Consider the following 15,292-nt stretch of genomic DNA (forward strand, 5'->3'; position numbering starts at 1 on the left):
TGGTGGTCGGGCATGACCCGCTTTCTGGCGCGCCGGTTGCTCAACTACCTCGTGCTCTTGGTGTTGGCCTCGTTTCTGACCTACTGCTTGACTTCTCTTGCGTTCTCGCCGCTGGAAAATCTGATGCAGCGCAGTCCGCGGCCGCCGCAAGCGGTGATCGACGCCAAGGCCGCTCAACTGGGGTTGAACCGGCCCATCCCGATCCGCTACGCCCACTGGGTTTCCCACGCCGTTCGCGGGGACTTCGGGGTCACCATCACCGGCCAGCCCGTCGGCACCGAGCTGGGACGGCGCATCGGAACCAGCCTGCGGCTGCTGATCATCGGATCGGTGGTCGGCACGATTCTGGGGGTGGCGATCGGGGCGTGGGGCGCCATCCGCCAATACCGGCTCAGTGACCGCATCATCACCATGCTGGCGTTGCTGGTGCTGAGCACCCCGACGTTCGTCGTGGCCAACCTGCTGATCCTGGGCGCCCTACGGGTCAACTGGGGGCTGGGCCTGCAACTGTTCGACTACACCGGCGAGACCGCACCGGGTGTGGCCGCCGGGACCTGGGAAGCCTTCGGTGACCGGTTGAAGCACCTGGTGTTGCCGTCGCTCACTCTGGCGCTGGGAGCTGCCGCCGGTTACAGCCGCTATCAGCGCAACGCGATGCTCGACGTCCTGGGGCAGGATTTCATCCGCACCGCCCGCGCCAAGGGGCTGACCCGGCGCCGAGCGCTGATCAAACACGGGCTGCGGACCGCGCTGATACCGATGGCCACGCTGTTCGCCTACGGGGTGGCCGGACTGGTCACCGGGGCGGTTTTCGTCGAGAAGATCTTCGGCTGGCACGGCATGGGTGAATGGATGGTCCGGGGTATTTCCACCCAGGACACCAATATCGTCGCGGCGATCACGGTGTTCTCCGGGGCGGTGGTCTTGCTGGCCGGTCTGCTCTCCGATGTCATCTACGCGGCTTTGGACCCGAGAGTGCGAGTGGCATGACCGCCGTGGCCCAGCGAGAGGTCGCGGATTTCACGTCGCGGCGCACCCTGGTGCTGCGCCGGTTCCTGCGCAACCGGTCCGCGGTGGTCTCCCTCGTGGTGCTGGTGCTGCTGTTCGTCGGCTGCTACACGCTGCCCGCGCTGCTGCCCTATTCCTATGAGGACCTTGATTTCGATGCCCTGCTGCAACCGCCCGATGCCCGTCACTGGCTGGGCACCAATGCGCTGGGCCAGGACCTGCTGGCGCAGATATTGCGGGGCATGCAGAAGTCGATGCTGATCGGTGTGTGTGTCGCGGTGATCTCCACCGGCATCGCCGCCACCGTGGGGGCGATCGCGGGGTATTTCGGCGGCTGGCGGGACCGGGCACTCATGTGGGTGGTTGACCTGCTGCTGGTGGTGCCCAGCTTCATCCTGATCGCCATCGTCACTCCGCGAACCAAGAATTCGGCCAACATCATGTTCCTGGTACTGCTGTTGGCCGGCTTCGGGTGGATGGTCAGCTCCCGTATGGTGCGCGGCATGACGATGAGCTTGCGGGAGCGCGAATTCATCCGTGCGGCACGGTTTATGGGGGTTTCCAGCCGCAGGATCATCACCGGCCACGTGATCCCGAACGTGGCGTCGATCCTGATCATCGACGCGGCCCTCAATGTCGCATCCGCCATCTTGGCCGAAACCGGTTTGAGCTTCCTCGGTTTCGGCATCCAGCCACCGGATGTGTCGCTGGGCACGCTGATTGCCGACGGCACCCAGTCCGCGACGACGTACCCCTGGGTCTTCCTGTTTCCGGCCGGGGTACTGGTGCTGATTCTGGTGTGCGCCAACCTGACCGGTGATGGCCTGCGCGATGCCCTGGATCCCGGCAGCAGAACATTGCGCCGTGGTGAGCGATGACCCCGCTGCTCGAGGTGACCGACCTGGCCGTCACTTTCCCCACCGACGGCGATGCGGTGACCGCGGTGCGCGGCATCAGCTACCGCGTCGACCCGGGCGAAGTGGTGGCGATGGTCGGCGAATCGGGGTCGGGTAAGTCCGCGGCGGCAATGGCCGTGGTGGGTCTGCTGCCCGAGTACGCCGAGGTAGGCGGCTCGGTGCGGCTGCAGGGAACCGAACTGCTCGATCTTGGCGACGACGGGATGTCACGCGTCCGCGGCAAGGTGATCGGCACGGTGTTCCAGGATCCAATGTCCGCCCTGACCCCGGTCTACACCGTCGGCGACCAGATCGCCGAAGCGATCCGGGTCCATCAGCCCCGCGTCGGTAAGCAGGAGGCCCGCCGACGCGCCGTGGAACTCCTTGAGCTGGTGGGTATCTCGCAATCCGAGCGGCGAGCCCGCGCGTTCCCGCACGAACTTTCCGGCGGCGAGCGGCAGCGTGTGGTGATCGCGATCGCGATCGCCAACGATCCGGATCTGTTGATCTGCGACGAGCCCACCACCGCACTCGACGTCACCGTGCAGGCGCAGATCCTCGACGTGCTCAGGACGGCCCGCGACGTCACCGGCGCCGGGGTATTGATCATCACCCACGACCTCGGGGTAGTCGCCGAGTTCGCCGACCGGGCGCTGGTCATGTACGCCGGCCGGGTCGTCGAGTCCGCCGGAGTCAGCGATCTCTACCGCGATCGCCAGATGCCTTACACCGTCGGACTGTTGGGATCGGTCCCCCGCCTGGACGCCGCGCAGGGCACCCGGCTGGTGCCGATTCCCGGCGCCCCTCCGTCGCTGGCCGGTATGGATCCGGGTTGCCCATTCGCGCCCCGCTGCCCACTGGTGATCGACGAATGCCGCAGCGCCGAGCCGGAATTGATCGAGGTCGGCGCGGATCACCGGGCAGCCTGCATCCGCACCGACCAGGTCAACGGCCGCAGTGCCGCCGACATCTACGGCGTCAAAACCGAGCGCATCGCGCCGGAACCTCGCGACACGCCGGTCGTCGTGCGGGTGAGCCGCCTGGTCAAGACCTACCGGCTGACCAAGGGCCTGCTGTTGCGCCGGTCGATCGGTGAGGTTCGCGCCGTGGACGGCGTCAGTTTCGAACTGCAGCGGGGCCGCACGCTGGGCATCGTCGGCGAATCAGGCTCGGGCAAGTCGACCACCGTGCATCAGATACTGGAATTGGTTGTGCCGCAATCGGGATCGATCGAAGTGCTGGGCACCGATGTCGCCACCCTGACCCCGGCGAGCCGACGCTCGCTGCGCCGCGACATCCAGGTCGTCTTCCAGGACCCGGTGGCCTCGCTGGATCCGCGGCTTCCCGTCTCCGATCTGCTGGCAGAACCGTTGCAGGCCAACGGCTTCAGCAAGACCGACACGCACGCCCGGGTAGCCGAGCTGCTCGACATCGTCGGGCTGCGCCGCTCTGATGCCAGTCGCTACCCCGCGGAGTTCTCCGGCGGGCAGAAGCAGCGCATCGGTATCGCCAGGGCGCTGGCGTTACAGCCCAAAATTCTGGCGCTCGACGAACCGGTATCCGCCCTTGACGTGTCGATCCAGGCCGGAATCATCAACTTGCTCCTGGACTTGCAAGAGCAATTCCAGCTCTCTTATCTGTTTGTTTCCCATGATCTTTCGGTGGTCAAACACCTCGCCCACGATGTGGTCGTGATGTATGCCGGCGCCATCGTCGAGCAGGGCGACAGCCGGGAGGTTTTCAGCAATCCGCAACACGAATACACGCGGCGGCTGCTTGGCGCGGTGCCGCAACCGAACCCCAGGCAATCATGACCAACCGGACCCGCCTCATCCTTGCGCTGCTGATCGCCGCCCTGATGGTCGCCGGCTGCTCGGCCGCCCCCGTGACGCCGTCAGCCGCGCCGAACGGCGCCGTCGGCACGACCAGCGACATCAACCCGCAGGATCCGGCCACGCTGCGCGACGGCGGCAACCTGCGGCTGGCGCTCAGCGACTTCCCGCCCAACTTCAACACCTTGCACATCGACGGCAATTCGGCGGAGGTCGCGGCGATGCTGAAGGCCACCTTGCCGCGCGCGTTCGTCATCGGGCCCGACGGCTCGACCACGGTCGACACCGACTACTTCACCAGCGTCGAACTCACCCAAGCCGACCCGCAGGTGATCACCTACACCATCAATCCCAAGGCATTCTGGTCCGACGGCACGCCGATCACCTGGCGCGACATCGCCAGCCAGATCCACGCGACCAGCGGCGCCGACAAGGACTTTGCGATCGCGTCACTGGGCGGCGCCGACCGCGTCGCTTCGGTGACCCGCGGCGTCGACGACCGCCAGGCCGTTGTGACCTTCGCCAAGCATTACGCGGAGTGGCGCGGAATGTTCGCCGGCAACGGGATGCTGCTGCCCAGCAGTATGACCGCCACCCCCGAGGCATTCAACAAGGGCCAACTGGAGGCGCCAGGTCCGTCCGCCGGCCCGTTCATCGTGACCTCGCTGGATCGGAGCACGCAACGAATCGTCTTGTCCCGCAACCCTAAATGGTGGGGCGAGCGGCCGAAGCTGGACAGCATCACCTACCTTGTTCTCGACGACGCCGCTCGGTTGCCGGCGCTGCAGAACGCCACTATCGACGCGACCGGAATCGGCTCGCTCGATCAGCTCACCATCGCCGAGCGCACCAAGGGCATCTCGATCCGCCGCGCGCCGGCGCCGAGCTGGAGCCACTTCACCCTCAACGGCGCGCCCGGAGCGATCCTGTCCGACCCGGCGCTGCGGCTGGCGGTCTGCAAGGGAGTCGACCGTCGGACCATCGCCAAAGTGGCCCTTTATGGACTCACCAGTGATCCGACCCCACTGAACAACCACATCTTTGTCGCCGGGCAGGAGGGCTATCAAGACAACAGCACTCCCTACGACCCGGAGCAGGCCAAGCGGGACCTCGACGCGCTGGGCTGGAAACTCAACGGCAAGTTCCGGGAGAAGAACGGTCACCAGCTGGTGGTGCGGCTGCTGTTCTACGATGCGCAGAGCACCCGGCAGTTCGCGCAGGTCGCTCAGCACAGCCTGGCTCAGATCGGGGTGAAACTCGAGCTGCAGTCTCGTTCCGGCAGCGGCTTTTTCAGCAACTACGTCAACGTGGGAGCCTTCGATATCGCGTTGTTCGGGTGGGTCGGCGACGCGTTTCCGCTGTCGTCGCTCACCCAGATCTACACCTCGGACGGGGAAAGCAACTTCGGCAAGATCGGCAGCCCCGAGATCGACGCCGCCATCGAGCGGACGCTGCAGGAACTGGACCCCGCCAAGGCCCGCGCGCTGGCCAACGAGGTCGACAAAATGGTGTGGGCGGAAGGATTCAGCCTGCCGCTGACACAGTCGCCCGGAACCGTAGCGGTGCGCAGCACACTGGCCAATTTCGGTGCCACCGGCCTGGCCGACCTCGGTTACACCGCAATCGGATTCATGCGGGACTGACCTGGCACCGCACCGGCAGGACGGCCGCTTCCGCGGCGGCGGCCAGGTCGATGGCCTTCCACAGCAGCCGTACCGGCGCCCGTGCCGGCATGGCGTCGAGCACCGGCGCCTGGCCGATGAGCCCGTGGTGTTCGCCGCGGCATACCGCTGCCGCGATAGCCAGGGCGGCAGGCTCCCGAAAATCCAGGGCACTGTGCGCCATCGTCGGTAACTCCACGAGCACCGCGTCGGGCACCAGCGACGCCACCCGTTCGGCTACCGCCGGCGGCGTGATGAGGTCGCGGCCACCGGAAACCACCACCGTCGGCCAGCCGAATTTCGGCATCTCGGCCACCAAGTCATACGGCTCGGACTCGAAGGCAGAGGTTGCTTTCAGGGTTTCCCGCATCGCCACGGCGGGGTCGAGGGGCAGGCCGTCGGGCTCGGCGGCGTAGTCGAGTTCGCGGAATGCGATGCGGCTGACCAGATCGTTCTCGTAGCGGTAGGGCACCTTCCGATTGACCGCGGTGGTGACCCGGCAGAGCCCGCGCCACAGCATCGTACGGCCGTCGAGCAACAGGTCCAGTTGCCGGCCGAGGAGCTTGGCGCCGCCGTAGCCGTAAATTGCCGCCGCAACCTGTGCCGCCGAGGCGGTCATCACGCCGGAGTCGACCAACCGGCGAACCTTGGGCGCCAGCGCGGCCGTCTCCGGACTGTCACCCTTGAGCAGCAGCCTGCGGATAGCGTCGCGGGCCAGCGCTATGTCGTGGCGCGACAACACCGGGGAGTCGAGGATCATCGCCTTCACCCGGCAGGGATGACGCACCCCCAAGCCGGCCGCAATATAGGTGCCGTACGACGTGCCGTAAACGACGGCCGAGTCGACGTGCGCGTCGTCGAGCACCGCGGCCACGTCGTCGACGACCTGGTCTATGGTCAGCGCCTCGGGCGGCAGATCGGCGCCCGAGTCGTCGTGGCGCGACATGCCGACGCCACGGTGCTCGATCATGATCACGTCCAGACCGGCCGAGGCGGCACGCCGGCGCAGCCCCTGGTACAACCGCATCGACGCCACTCCCGGTCCGCCCGGGATGATGACCAGCGGGTGCGCGGATTTGCGACCGGTGCGCACGTAATACAGGTCGAACTCATCGTCGCTTCCGGGTGACACCGGCCGGCGCACCGGCCGCACCCCCGGCAGTCTCGCCAATTTCTCGTGTACCCGGCGTCTTTTGGCATTCATCGTCATAGGTGTTGCCCCGCCATGCGTACCATTCTGCCGACAACCGCTGCGCTCGGCAGTTCGGCGGTGTGGCCTCAGCTGAGCAGCAGGTCGGCGGCCTTCTCGCCGATCAGCACTGATGGCGCGTGGGTGTGTCCCCTGACGGTGCTCGGCATCACCGATGCGTCGGCGACCCGGAGCCGGTCGACTCCGCGGACCCGCAGCTGCGGATCGACCACGCTGTTGTCGTCGGTGCCCATCCGGCACGTGCCCAACGGATGGTAAAGGGTGTGCGAGCACGTTTCCAGGGCCGCCTCGAGTGTTGCCTCGTTCAGCTCGGCGCAATTGCGTGGCCGGGCGATCGGACCCAGCAGTCCTTTGAGCGACGGCGCGTCGGCGATCCGGGCACACAACCGCAGGCCGGCCATCATCGCGGCCCGGTCGATTCCTTGGCGATCCGAGAGGTAGCGCGGGTCGATGACCGGTTTGGCATGCGGGTCGGCCGAGCGCAGCGTCACCTGGCCGCGGCTTTCCGGGGCGACCAGGATCGGCCCGAGCACCACTCCATGACCGGGCGGCCGGACGAGCAGACCCTCGTCGTAAAAGGGCGCCGGGGCAAAGATCAGCTCCAGATCGGGCAGTTCGAGATCTGGTCGGCTGCGGATGAAGCCGTATGCCTCGCCGACGTTGGACGTGAGCATGCCGCGGCGCCGCAGCAGATAGTCGAGTACCTGTCGTGGCTTCTCGGCCGCGGCCAGGCTGTCGCCGGCGACGTCGAAACCCATCGGTGTGACCAGGTGATCCAGCAGGTTCTGCCCTACCTCCGGCGCGTGGTAGACGGTGTGGATGCCGTGCTCGGCGAGGTGATCGCGGGCGCCGATGCCAGAGAGCATCAGCAGTTGCGGGCTGTTGACGGCGCCGCCGCACAGCACGACCTCACGGCGGGCGTGGACCACGCAGGCTTGACCGCCACGCTGGTATTCCACGCCGACCGCCCGGTTTCCGTCGATCACGATTCGGGTAGCGGTGGCCTCGGTGAGCACCCGCAGGTTCTTACGGCGCAGCGCGGGCTTGAGGTAGGCGTCGGCGGTGCTGTATCGCGCGCCTCGACGCTGGGTGACAATGGTCTCGCAAAACCCTTCCGGGTCAGGGGAATTGGGCTGCGCACCGGCAAAACCGCACTCACGTGTCGCGGCCAGGAAGGCCGCGGTCGACGGCCGGGGGCTGCGCTGACGGGAGATGTGCAGTGGACCGGTCACCCCGCTGTCGTCTCCGCTGACGAAGTGCCAGGCGGCGGTGACATTTTCGATCCGACGGAAATACCCGAGCACCTCGGTGTACGACCACTGCGGGCCGGCACGCCGCGCCCACTCTTCGTAGTCCGCTTTGAACCCGCGCACCCACATCATCGCGTTCATCGACGATGAGCCGCCGAGTACTTTGCCTCGGGGCCAATAGATTTCACGCCCGGCGAGCTCCGGCTGCGGTTCGGTCAGGTAGTCCCAGTCGATCTCGCTGCGAAACAGCTTGGAAAATGCCGCCGGAATACCGATGAAGCGGTTCTTGTCCCGGGGACCGGCTTCCAGCGCTACTACCGAGGTGGCCGGATCGGCACTGAGCCGATTGGCCACGACCGCCCCGGCCGATCCGGTGCCCACCACCACGTAGTCGCAGTGAATCTCCGTCGCCGGTGACTGGCGGGACAGCCGCCGATTGCTAGGCATGGAGATCGATGCGGTGCGCGTTGGCGACACCGTCATAGCGCTCGGGACTGCACGTCAGCACGATCACCTGCCCGTGAGTGCCCACAGTGTCGAATACCTCCCCCATCTTGGCCAATCGTTCCGGATCGGTGAACCCTAGCGCGTCGTCGACCACCACCGGCACGGTATCCTCCTTGGCGACCAGGGCCGCCCCGGCGAACCGGGCCAGGATGCCGAGCTGCTCTTTGGCGCCTCCGGACAACGACTCGTAGGGCACCGTGATGCCGTTCAGGGTGCGGCTGCGGATCTTCAAGTCACTGTCGACATCGACCTCGAAGGCGGGCCCGAACACCGGACGACCGAGCCGGTGCAGCTCCGCGCGGTACGGCTGGACGTAGCGCAACCGGGTGCTGTCGCGGTGGCGTGCCATCACCGACCGCAGCAGCTGCGCGGCCCGGGCCCGGCGGCCGACGCGGGCGTGCCGGCTTGCGGCGTGTTCACGTTCGGTCTCGGCGGCGTCGAGCTTGCCTTTGCGGCCCTCACTGCCGAACACCGAGAGTTCAATGCTGATCTCTCGCAACGCATTTACGGCATCATCGTGACGCTCGCGTAGCGACGCTGCCATGTCGGTGGCTTCCTTCAGCTCGGCGGCCACCGCCTCGGGCGCCATGGCCGCGAGGGCTTCGGCGAGTTCGGCCACCCGCCGCTCGGCGGTTTCTCGCGAGCGCAGATCCGCGTCGGCTTTGACCGCCAGCTGTGCATCGCTGACCGAGGCTCGCGCCTGCGCCAACCGGACTCGGACCGAGTCGAGTTCGGCGAGTTGAGTTTCCACCTTATGCCGTAGCACCGTTGCCTGCGTGGACGTCTCGGCCAGCTGACGACCAGCGGTTGCGGCAGCCCGGCGCCGGGTCTCACATTCGGTCTCCGCGACCGTGCGGGCGGCCTCGGCCGCGTGCAGCTCGACGCGGGCGGTCGCGGCGTCCGTCGCGAACAGATCCGGCTCGGCCGGTTGACTGGCATGCAACTGAGCCACCCGAGCGCGGAGTTGATCCACCTGTTCGTCGCCGCACAGGCCGGCCAGGGTGGCGATCAGCTGATCGCGCTTGCTGTGCAGTTCCCGGCGCCGCTGGTCGGCAGCTCGGGCATCCGCCACGCTGGCGATCCCGCCGGCCGTCAGGGCATCAGCCAGCTCTTGTTGTGCCGCAACATGTTTGGCCTGTACCTCCCGCGCGGCCGGCCCGTGGCTGATTCGCGCGGTGAGGACGCCCGGCACCGTCACCTCGGCGGGCCCGGCGGCCGTGATCGACCAGCGTTCGCCCGCCGCCAGCGACACCCGCTGCTCACCGACGACGAGCTCGATGTCGCGTGCGGCGCTGAATTCCACCGCGGCGCAGAGTGCCGCCAGCTGCCCGTCTGATCGATCGACCGCCGCGGCGGCCTCATCGATTCGACGCATCACCTGTTCGGTCACCGTCACGTCGGACAGCGCTGTGCAGACCCGGTCACATTCGCGGTGGATGGCGTCGATCCTGGCCAGCCGGTCACTCAACCGGTCAGCCTCCTCGCGGCCAACGATCAGATCGAGCGACCGCCGGGCAGACTCGGCGCGGGCTTGGGCAGCCGTTAGCACCTGGATGGCTTCCACCACCGCGGCGTCACCCACCGCAGCCGCCTGCGCCGCCGCCTTCTGTTCATCGGCGGCTTGTTGAGCTTCGACCCGCAAGGCCGCGACGGTAGTGGTGCGAGCGTCGACGTCGGCGACTAGAGCCCGCCGCTCGGCATGCGCTGCGGTTGATGCGGCACCGGCTGCGGCCGCTGCGGCGGCGACGAGTTTGGCTTCCCGCTCTTCGGTGGTGAGCGCGGCAATCTTGTCGGCCGCAGCCTGCGCCGCGGCGAGCCGAGGACCGGCGTTGCGGTGTTGCTGCGACAACTCGGCCACCCGTCGGGTCAGCTCAGCATGGCGACGGACCCGCTCGTCGACCTCGGCCACGGCGGCCGCACACTCCGCCACCGCGGCCTCGGCGTCGGCGAGCGCGGTGATGGCGGCGGCCCATTCCCCGGTGGGCCGTCCCGTCGCGGTGAAGTAGCGCGCGTATTCGGCGTCGATCCGCTCGATCAACAAGGGCTCGGCGCCGGATAGCGCCGCGTCATCCCCGGCCGCCACATCGAGCGCGCGCGACAACGCATCGCAGCCCGACAGATCCACCGCGACCGTCGACGCCGCCTGCAGCACTCGCTGCGCATGCCAAAGTTCGGTATCGACGGTCTCGGCCAGCATTGCCCGCACCCGATCGTGTGCCTCGTCGCCGGTCAATTGCTCGCGGCGCGGCGCCACCATGGTCAGCTCGGTCTCGGGCCGCTTGTGGAAGCGCTTACGGTAGACGAAACGATAAGGACCACTGCTGATTTCGGCGGTGACTTCGGAGCCGACGTCCGCATGGGTCGGCTTGACCTGCTTGACGTCCTTCTTCGTCGATCGATCCTTGGATTCCAGCAACAGGTCCAGCGCCTCGATCATCGACGACTTGCCGCTCTCGTTGGCGCCGCACACCACCACCACGCCGTGATCGGGAAACTCGATCTCCCGATGGGAGATACCGCGATAGTTCGACAGGACGAGCCGGTGCAGTCTCATGCGACGCCCCGGTCGGTCAGCCGCAGCAGCAGCGCCAAGGCTGCCTGGGCATCCACGGCCTCATCGCCCTCGCCCGCGCGTGCCGTTGCGACCAACTCCTCGACCGCGGCGGCGGCGAACCCCCCGATGCCGAGGTCGCAGAATTCGCCGTCGGCCGGTACCACCGCCAGATCGGTGTGCCGCTCCCATAAGCCCAGCCATGCGAACAACCGCGCGTACCTGTCCAAGCAGACGTCCAACGCGGCGCGGTCGGTGACCGTTAGTGAGCCGGTCAGTGCCAGCCGCACCGCGGTGCGTTCCTTGTCGGTCATCAGATCCAGGTTCATGTCCAGGTCGGCGATGTCGCGGCTGGTGTCCACCTGGTTGTGCAACGTAACGAAACGCCAACGCCCGACATACCTGGCGTCGACCGCTACCGGACGTCGTGCATCGGTTTCATCGATGTCGACTACCAAGACGTAACCCGGATCCGCTTCGACATCGTCGAAATTGGTGACTTCGGGCGAACCGGAATACCACACTCGGCCGCTGCCGCCGACCTGGGTGCGCGAATGCTTATCGCCAAGGGCCACATAGTGAATCAGGCCGGCAACCAATGCCCGGTCGAGTGCGCCGAGGTGGATCAGGGATGGCTTGTCCCGGTCGGGATCCAAGACGTCGACGCCGCCGTGGGCGACGAGCACCCTGGTGACATCGGCAGCGGAAAGCGGGGTCAAGCCCTCCAGCACCTCGGCGACCAGGTCGGTGGTGGGCGCTTTCGACCGCCACGGTGCGGCGACAATCTGCAGGCCCGGCCGGACCTCATGGACGCCGGGCCGGTCGAGCACCACCACATTGTCTGGACATTCGGCCCGGAACAGCACGCTGGTGTACACCGACGATGCGTCCAACGGGTCATGGTTGCCAGGCAACAGATAGACGGGAATTCCGATGGCGCGCATGGCTTCCAGCGATTGGCCGATCACCTGCGGAGCGAGCTGGTTGTGTTCGAAGACGTCGCCGGCCACCACCACGAATTCGGCGCCGACCTCGGCGGCCAGCGCGTTGAGTCCGGCGACTGCGTCGCGGCGGGCAGCCGAATAGCGTGGCTGGGCGTCGCCGGCAAGGAAGTGCCGGGTCATGCCCAATTGCCAGTCAGCGGTGTGCAGGAATCGCATCCTGGCACCCTCCCTTCTGGGCTACTCGTCTTCGGCACCGCGAGTGTAGGACTCGGTGCCGACAAGTAGCGGGACCTCGCTCGGCAGGTTCCCCCGGGGGCCACCGAGTCGTTGACCCGGACAGTCACTCGCGTCACTCTGGTTTCGCGGCGACGTCTTCGAGTTTCTCGGCGGAGTGCCCCAGCAGGTGCGGCGGCCCCCGGACGTGGGGTCGGCTGCCACGGCCCGAGGTGACACCGAGAGACGCGCGGCGCGACGCCCAGGCCGATGGGCCCCGGATGACCCTGGGAAGCTCGTCGTGCGTCGCTTCGCATAGGCCACCAGAGCGCCGAATTGGGTAGCGGCGAACTTGATCTCAGCGCTCTCCGAGAGCGTGGGCGTCAAGTGGGTTGAACCGGTTGACGATCAGCGGATCGGCGCTGGTGAACGGGAAGTCCGGGAGGTCCTCGAGGTGGGTTTTGAATGTCGCCGCGAGCGCTTCGCGCCAGTGAGCGCTCACCGACGCCCGATAGCCGATGTCGCCGGGGGTCGGCTGGTCGAAGAAGATGCAGAAGTGCATTTCCGGGGCATCAACAACCTCGATGTGGTGCGGGTAGGCGCGGGGAATGAAGTAGACGTCGCCCCGCCGCAGGTACCAGGTGTCCAGCTTGCCGCCGGGACTCATCACGGTCATGCGCGCCGAGCCCCGGTTGACGTAGCCCATCTCGGCGGTGATCGGGTGCCAGTGCGGCTCACGCATCCCGTCCTCGCGGATTCGTAAGGAGTACATCGCGATAAGTCTTTAGCCCGAAGTCCTCGGGCCGTTCGTTGCGGAACGCGATGACGAATTCGCACACGTCGGTGCCGATGTTTTCGATGTGGTGCAGGGAACCGGAGTCGATGTGGAACATGTCGCCCGCGTGCACCACGAACGAGGCGCACTGGCTACCAATGTCGAGCACCGAGACCAGAGCGGTGCCCGAAACACAGTAGGTCAGTTCGTTGGCATTGGCGTGTCAGTGCGGTGTGCGCATGGTGTGCGCATCGCGCCCGGGTTGATCAGCAGCCGTTTGATTGACAGGCCCTTCAGGATGGGGAAGGTGTCGGCCGTCAGCCGCTGGATGGAACCGAGGTCGGACTCTTCGACGATTTCACCGTCAATCAGTGATGCGACGTGTGTGCTTGTCTGCGTGAGCATTTCATTCGCGTCAATTCCTGGATCGAAGATCGCGGTGGATTGCTACCCCCTACGATCCCGCTGCCGGCGGCGCGCCGTCCAAGACCCGGTTTCGGTGTGTCGATCAGCGTTGGTTATCGGGGCCTTCCGCGACGCACCCACGGGCCACATCTAGCCGGCACTGATGCGGTGCAGGGTGTTTTCAAAAAGCACGTCGAGGACATGTTGATTGCTTGTGGTGGCGTCACCGATGAGCACGAGGTTCGACAGCTGTGCGAAGGAGAAGTATTGCGTCCGCGCTGCGTCGGTGGAGCTTCCGATGATTGTGGTGACAGAGATCCGGAAGAGGTGCGGTCCGTTCACCGAGCGGGAGTCTTCGATCATGCGCACCGTGTAATTTATGGTGTCCGCGAAGGTGAATCGTGAGCACCTGGACATCAGGGCGGTCATCTTGTCAAAGCCGCTTTGGTTGAACTCACGGCCGATTCGCAGGCGAACGTCGGGATGCTGGCCGGAACTCTCGGGCCGATCGGCGGGATCACGCCCCGCGATTTCGGCACCCCCGGCAATGCCGGGCGCTAAGTCGTTGACGTTGGCGCATTCGGCCGGATCGTAGTCCAGGGCGCCGTCGTGGAACGGTTGCATCCTGAAGTATCCGAACCTGTCGGCGCCCTCGGTAGTGGCGTTGACGGTCCACGTTGTGGGGAAATCGGCGGGCTTGGGAAGCAGGTCGGCCAGTTGTTGGTCAGACAGCGCCGCCAGTCCAGGTGCCAACGACGGGGTGGTTTCTCGCCAATGTCGCAGCGCGACGGGCGCAGTGATCAGGACGGCAACGATGGCAACCGAACACAACAGGGCGGCAACGGAAAGCGTTGCTCGCGAATCGTGTTGGCTGCGCGTAGGCCAGCTCACAGGGCGCGCAGCCTTTGCAGCGTTTGGGAGGCGCGGCGCTGCACCAGTTCACGATCGCCGGCGTTTTCCATGTAGACGGAGCATTCCAGGATGACGCCACGCAACGCGTAGTAGCTGGCGCGGTAGGTCGCCGGTGGTTCGTCACTGCCAGCAGTGACAAATGTTCTGGTGACCACGACGGCGACAACGACGTTGTCAGTCCAATGGTCGTGGAGCACCGTGGTGGCCGAGCGCTGATCTTTGAGCCGTCCGTTGAAGTCGTAGTTGGCCACCTGGTAGGACCCGCATCGGCCCAGCCAGTCCAGGTAATTGGCGATGCGGTCCGGGCCGTCGGGAACCACCGAGATTTCGAAATGCGCATTGGGGCCGTGCTCGTCGCTTTCTCCGGTCGCCGGCCAATCCCAGACTCGAGCGTCGCGGGCAATCAGCTGGGTGTAGCGGTCGACGTCCAGTTCCGCGGCCAGTGCCGCCCCGGAATGGGTCAGCAGTTGCGGGATCTGTGTGCACTGGGCCGGTCCATACCCGGCCCGCGGGCCAAGCTGGGGCGCGGTACTCGAGGCAGTAGTCTCCGAGAACGCGCGGCGGCGCAACGACCCCGACAAGCCGTACCCCCAGTCCGTCGGAAAGTCGCCGCTCGACGGAAGCGCGCCGGCCAAGACCCAATCCGGTCGCGATGCCAGGCTCGTCAAAGGGTTTGCGCGAGGCCCGATCACAAGCACCGTCACCCCACACACGCCGAGCACGGCTAGTGCCGCACCGGCCACCAGGTACGGCCAAGATCGGCGCCGCGCGCCCGTCCGTGATCGCCGAACGCGCGGCGCGAACCACCCGCTCAACGCCATCCCATCCTCCTGTCTGCGGCGTTCGCGCCACCACCCGGATTGACGAAACATCTCACCCCGGAGCCCAAGTGCACGCCAGTCGGTTTGGTAGGTGGGCTTGGCCGGGGTCTGTCGGCGGCACAACCAGAGAAGCCATGCACCTGCCCGCGCGCCGGTGGTCTACATCGCCGGCGACGACGTTGCGCGTGCGGCTGTTTTGCCCGAGGATAGCTGCCCCGTGCCCACCCTCATCGTCACGGATCTGCACGTGGTGGTGTGCTGTGTGCTGTGCCCTTTCACCTGTGCGCAATGCTGGGCTGCGATGTGA

At 66.6% G+C, this 15,292-nt stretch carries 10 protein-coding genes and 1 pseudogene; 4 read left to right on the top strand and 7 right to left on the bottom strand.

All coding sequences use genetic code 11. The features are described 5' to 3' along the window. Positions 1–12: 12 nt before the first annotated feature. From B4U45_RS06580 to B4U45_RS06595, 4 genes are read left to right on the top strand one after another with little or no spacing between them, the layout of a single operon-like run. Complete coding sequence (locus tag B4U45_RS06580) at positions 13–990, top strand: ABC transporter permease (protein WP_075548708.1); 978 nt, start codon at positions 13–15, stop codon at positions 988–990. After that, positions 987–1,886, top strand: coding sequence for an ABC transporter permease (locus B4U45_RS06585; RefSeq protein ID WP_075548707.1), 900 nt, complete (start codon positions 987–989; stop codon positions 1,884–1,886). The genes B4U45_RS06580 and B4U45_RS06585 overlap by 4 nt, the downstream gene beginning before the upstream one ends. Next, positions 1,883–3,718, top strand: coding sequence for a dipeptide ABC transporter ATP-binding protein (locus B4U45_RS06590; RefSeq protein ID WP_075548706.1), 1,836 nt, complete (start codon positions 1,883–1,885; stop codon positions 3,716–3,718). The genes B4U45_RS06585 and B4U45_RS06590 overlap by 4 nt, the downstream gene beginning before the upstream one ends. Further along, entirely contained in the window at positions 3,715–5,379 is a 1,665-nt protein-coding gene (locus B4U45_RS06595) for an ABC transporter family substrate-binding protein (RefSeq protein WP_075548705.1), read from the top strand. The genes B4U45_RS06590 and B4U45_RS06595 overlap by 4 nt, the downstream gene beginning before the upstream one ends. On the opposite strand, the gene B4U45_RS06600 is transcribed toward B4U45_RS06595, so the two are convergent. From B4U45_RS06600 to B4U45_RS06630, 7 genes and pseudogenes are all read right to left on the bottom strand, one after another. Continuing rightward, positions 5,366–6,607, bottom strand: coding sequence for an alpha/beta fold hydrolase (locus B4U45_RS06600; protein ID WP_075548704.1), 1,242 nt, complete (start codon positions 6,605–6,607; stop codon positions 5,366–5,368). The genes B4U45_RS06595 and B4U45_RS06600 overlap by 14 nt on opposite strands. A 68-nt stretch (positions 6,608–6,675) precedes the next feature. Next, positions 6,676–8,304 (bottom strand): GMC family oxidoreductase, encoded by a 1,629-nt coding sequence (locus B4U45_RS06605; protein ID WP_075548703.1) that lies wholly within the window; start codon positions 8,302–8,304, stop codon positions 6,676–6,678. Next, positions 8,297–10,918 carry an AAA family ATPase gene (locus tag B4U45_RS06610; RefSeq protein ID WP_122511714.1) on the bottom strand — a complete coding sequence of 874 codons (2,622 nt, stop codon included), beginning with the start codon at positions 10,916–10,918 and terminating at the stop codon, positions 8,297–8,299. The genes B4U45_RS06605 and B4U45_RS06610 overlap by 8 nt, the downstream gene beginning before the upstream one ends. Beyond that, the gene (locus B4U45_RS06615) at positions 10,915–12,075 is read right to left on the bottom strand and encodes a metallophosphoesterase family protein (protein ID WP_075548701.1); all 1,161 of its coding nucleotides are present in this window, start codon (positions 12,073–12,075) and stop codon (positions 10,915–10,917) included. Before B4U45_RS06615 ends, B4U45_RS06610 begins: the two co-directional genes overlap by 4 nt. Before the next feature lie 355 nt (positions 12,076–12,430). Continuing rightward, positions 12,431–13,252, bottom strand: a pseudogene (locus B4U45_RS06620) (cupin domain-containing protein). Between the two features lie 150 nt (positions 13,253–13,402). After that, positions 13,403–14,143, bottom strand: coding sequence for a hypothetical protein (locus tag B4U45_RS06625; RefSeq protein WP_131808348.1), 741 nt, complete (start codon positions 14,141–14,143; stop codon positions 13,403–13,405). Next, positions 14,140–14,799, bottom strand: coding sequence for a hypothetical protein (locus B4U45_RS06630; protein ID WP_241780306.1), 660 nt, complete (start codon positions 14,797–14,799; stop codon positions 14,140–14,142). Before B4U45_RS06630 ends, B4U45_RS06625 begins: the two co-directional genes overlap by 4 nt. Between the last annotated feature and the right edge of the window lie 493 nt (positions 14,800–15,292).

It is taken from the genome of Mycobacterium persicum (assembly GCF_002086915.1).
GTDB lineage: Bacteria > Actinomycetota > Actinomycetes > Mycobacteriales > Mycobacteriaceae > Mycobacterium > Mycobacterium persicum.

Excerpts from the sequence above, each read along its gene's own strand:
- B4U45_RS06580 (WP_075548708.1), top strand. The coding sequence starts at position 13 with ATGACCCGCTTTCTGGCGCGCCGGTTGCTCAACTACCTCGTGCTCTTG.
- B4U45_RS06585 (WP_075548707.1), top strand. The coding sequence starts at position 987 with ATGACCGCCGTGGCCCAGCGAGAGGTCGCGGATTTCACGTCGCGGCGC.
- B4U45_RS06590 (WP_075548706.1), top strand. The coding sequence starts at position 1,883 with ATGACCCCGCTGCTCGAGGTGACCGACCTGGCCGTCACTTTCCCCACC.
- B4U45_RS06595 (WP_075548705.1), top strand. The coding sequence starts at position 3,715 with ATGACCAACCGGACCCGCCTCATCCTTGCGCTGCTGATCGCCGCCCTG.
- B4U45_RS06600 (WP_075548704.1), bottom strand. The coding sequence starts at position 6,607 with ATGACGATGAATGCCAAAAGACGCCGGGTACACGAGAAATTGGCGAGA.
- B4U45_RS06605 (WP_075548703.1), bottom strand. The coding sequence starts at position 8,304 with ATGCCTAGCAATCGGCGGCTGTCCCGCCAGTCACCGGCGACGGAGATT.
- B4U45_RS06610 (WP_122511714.1), bottom strand. The coding sequence starts at position 10,918 with ATGAGACTGCACCGGCTCGTCCTGTCGAACTATCGCGGTATCTCCCAT.
- B4U45_RS06615 (WP_075548701.1), bottom strand. The coding sequence starts at position 12,075 with ATGCGATTCCTGCACACCGCTGACTGGCAATTGGGCATGACCCGGCAC.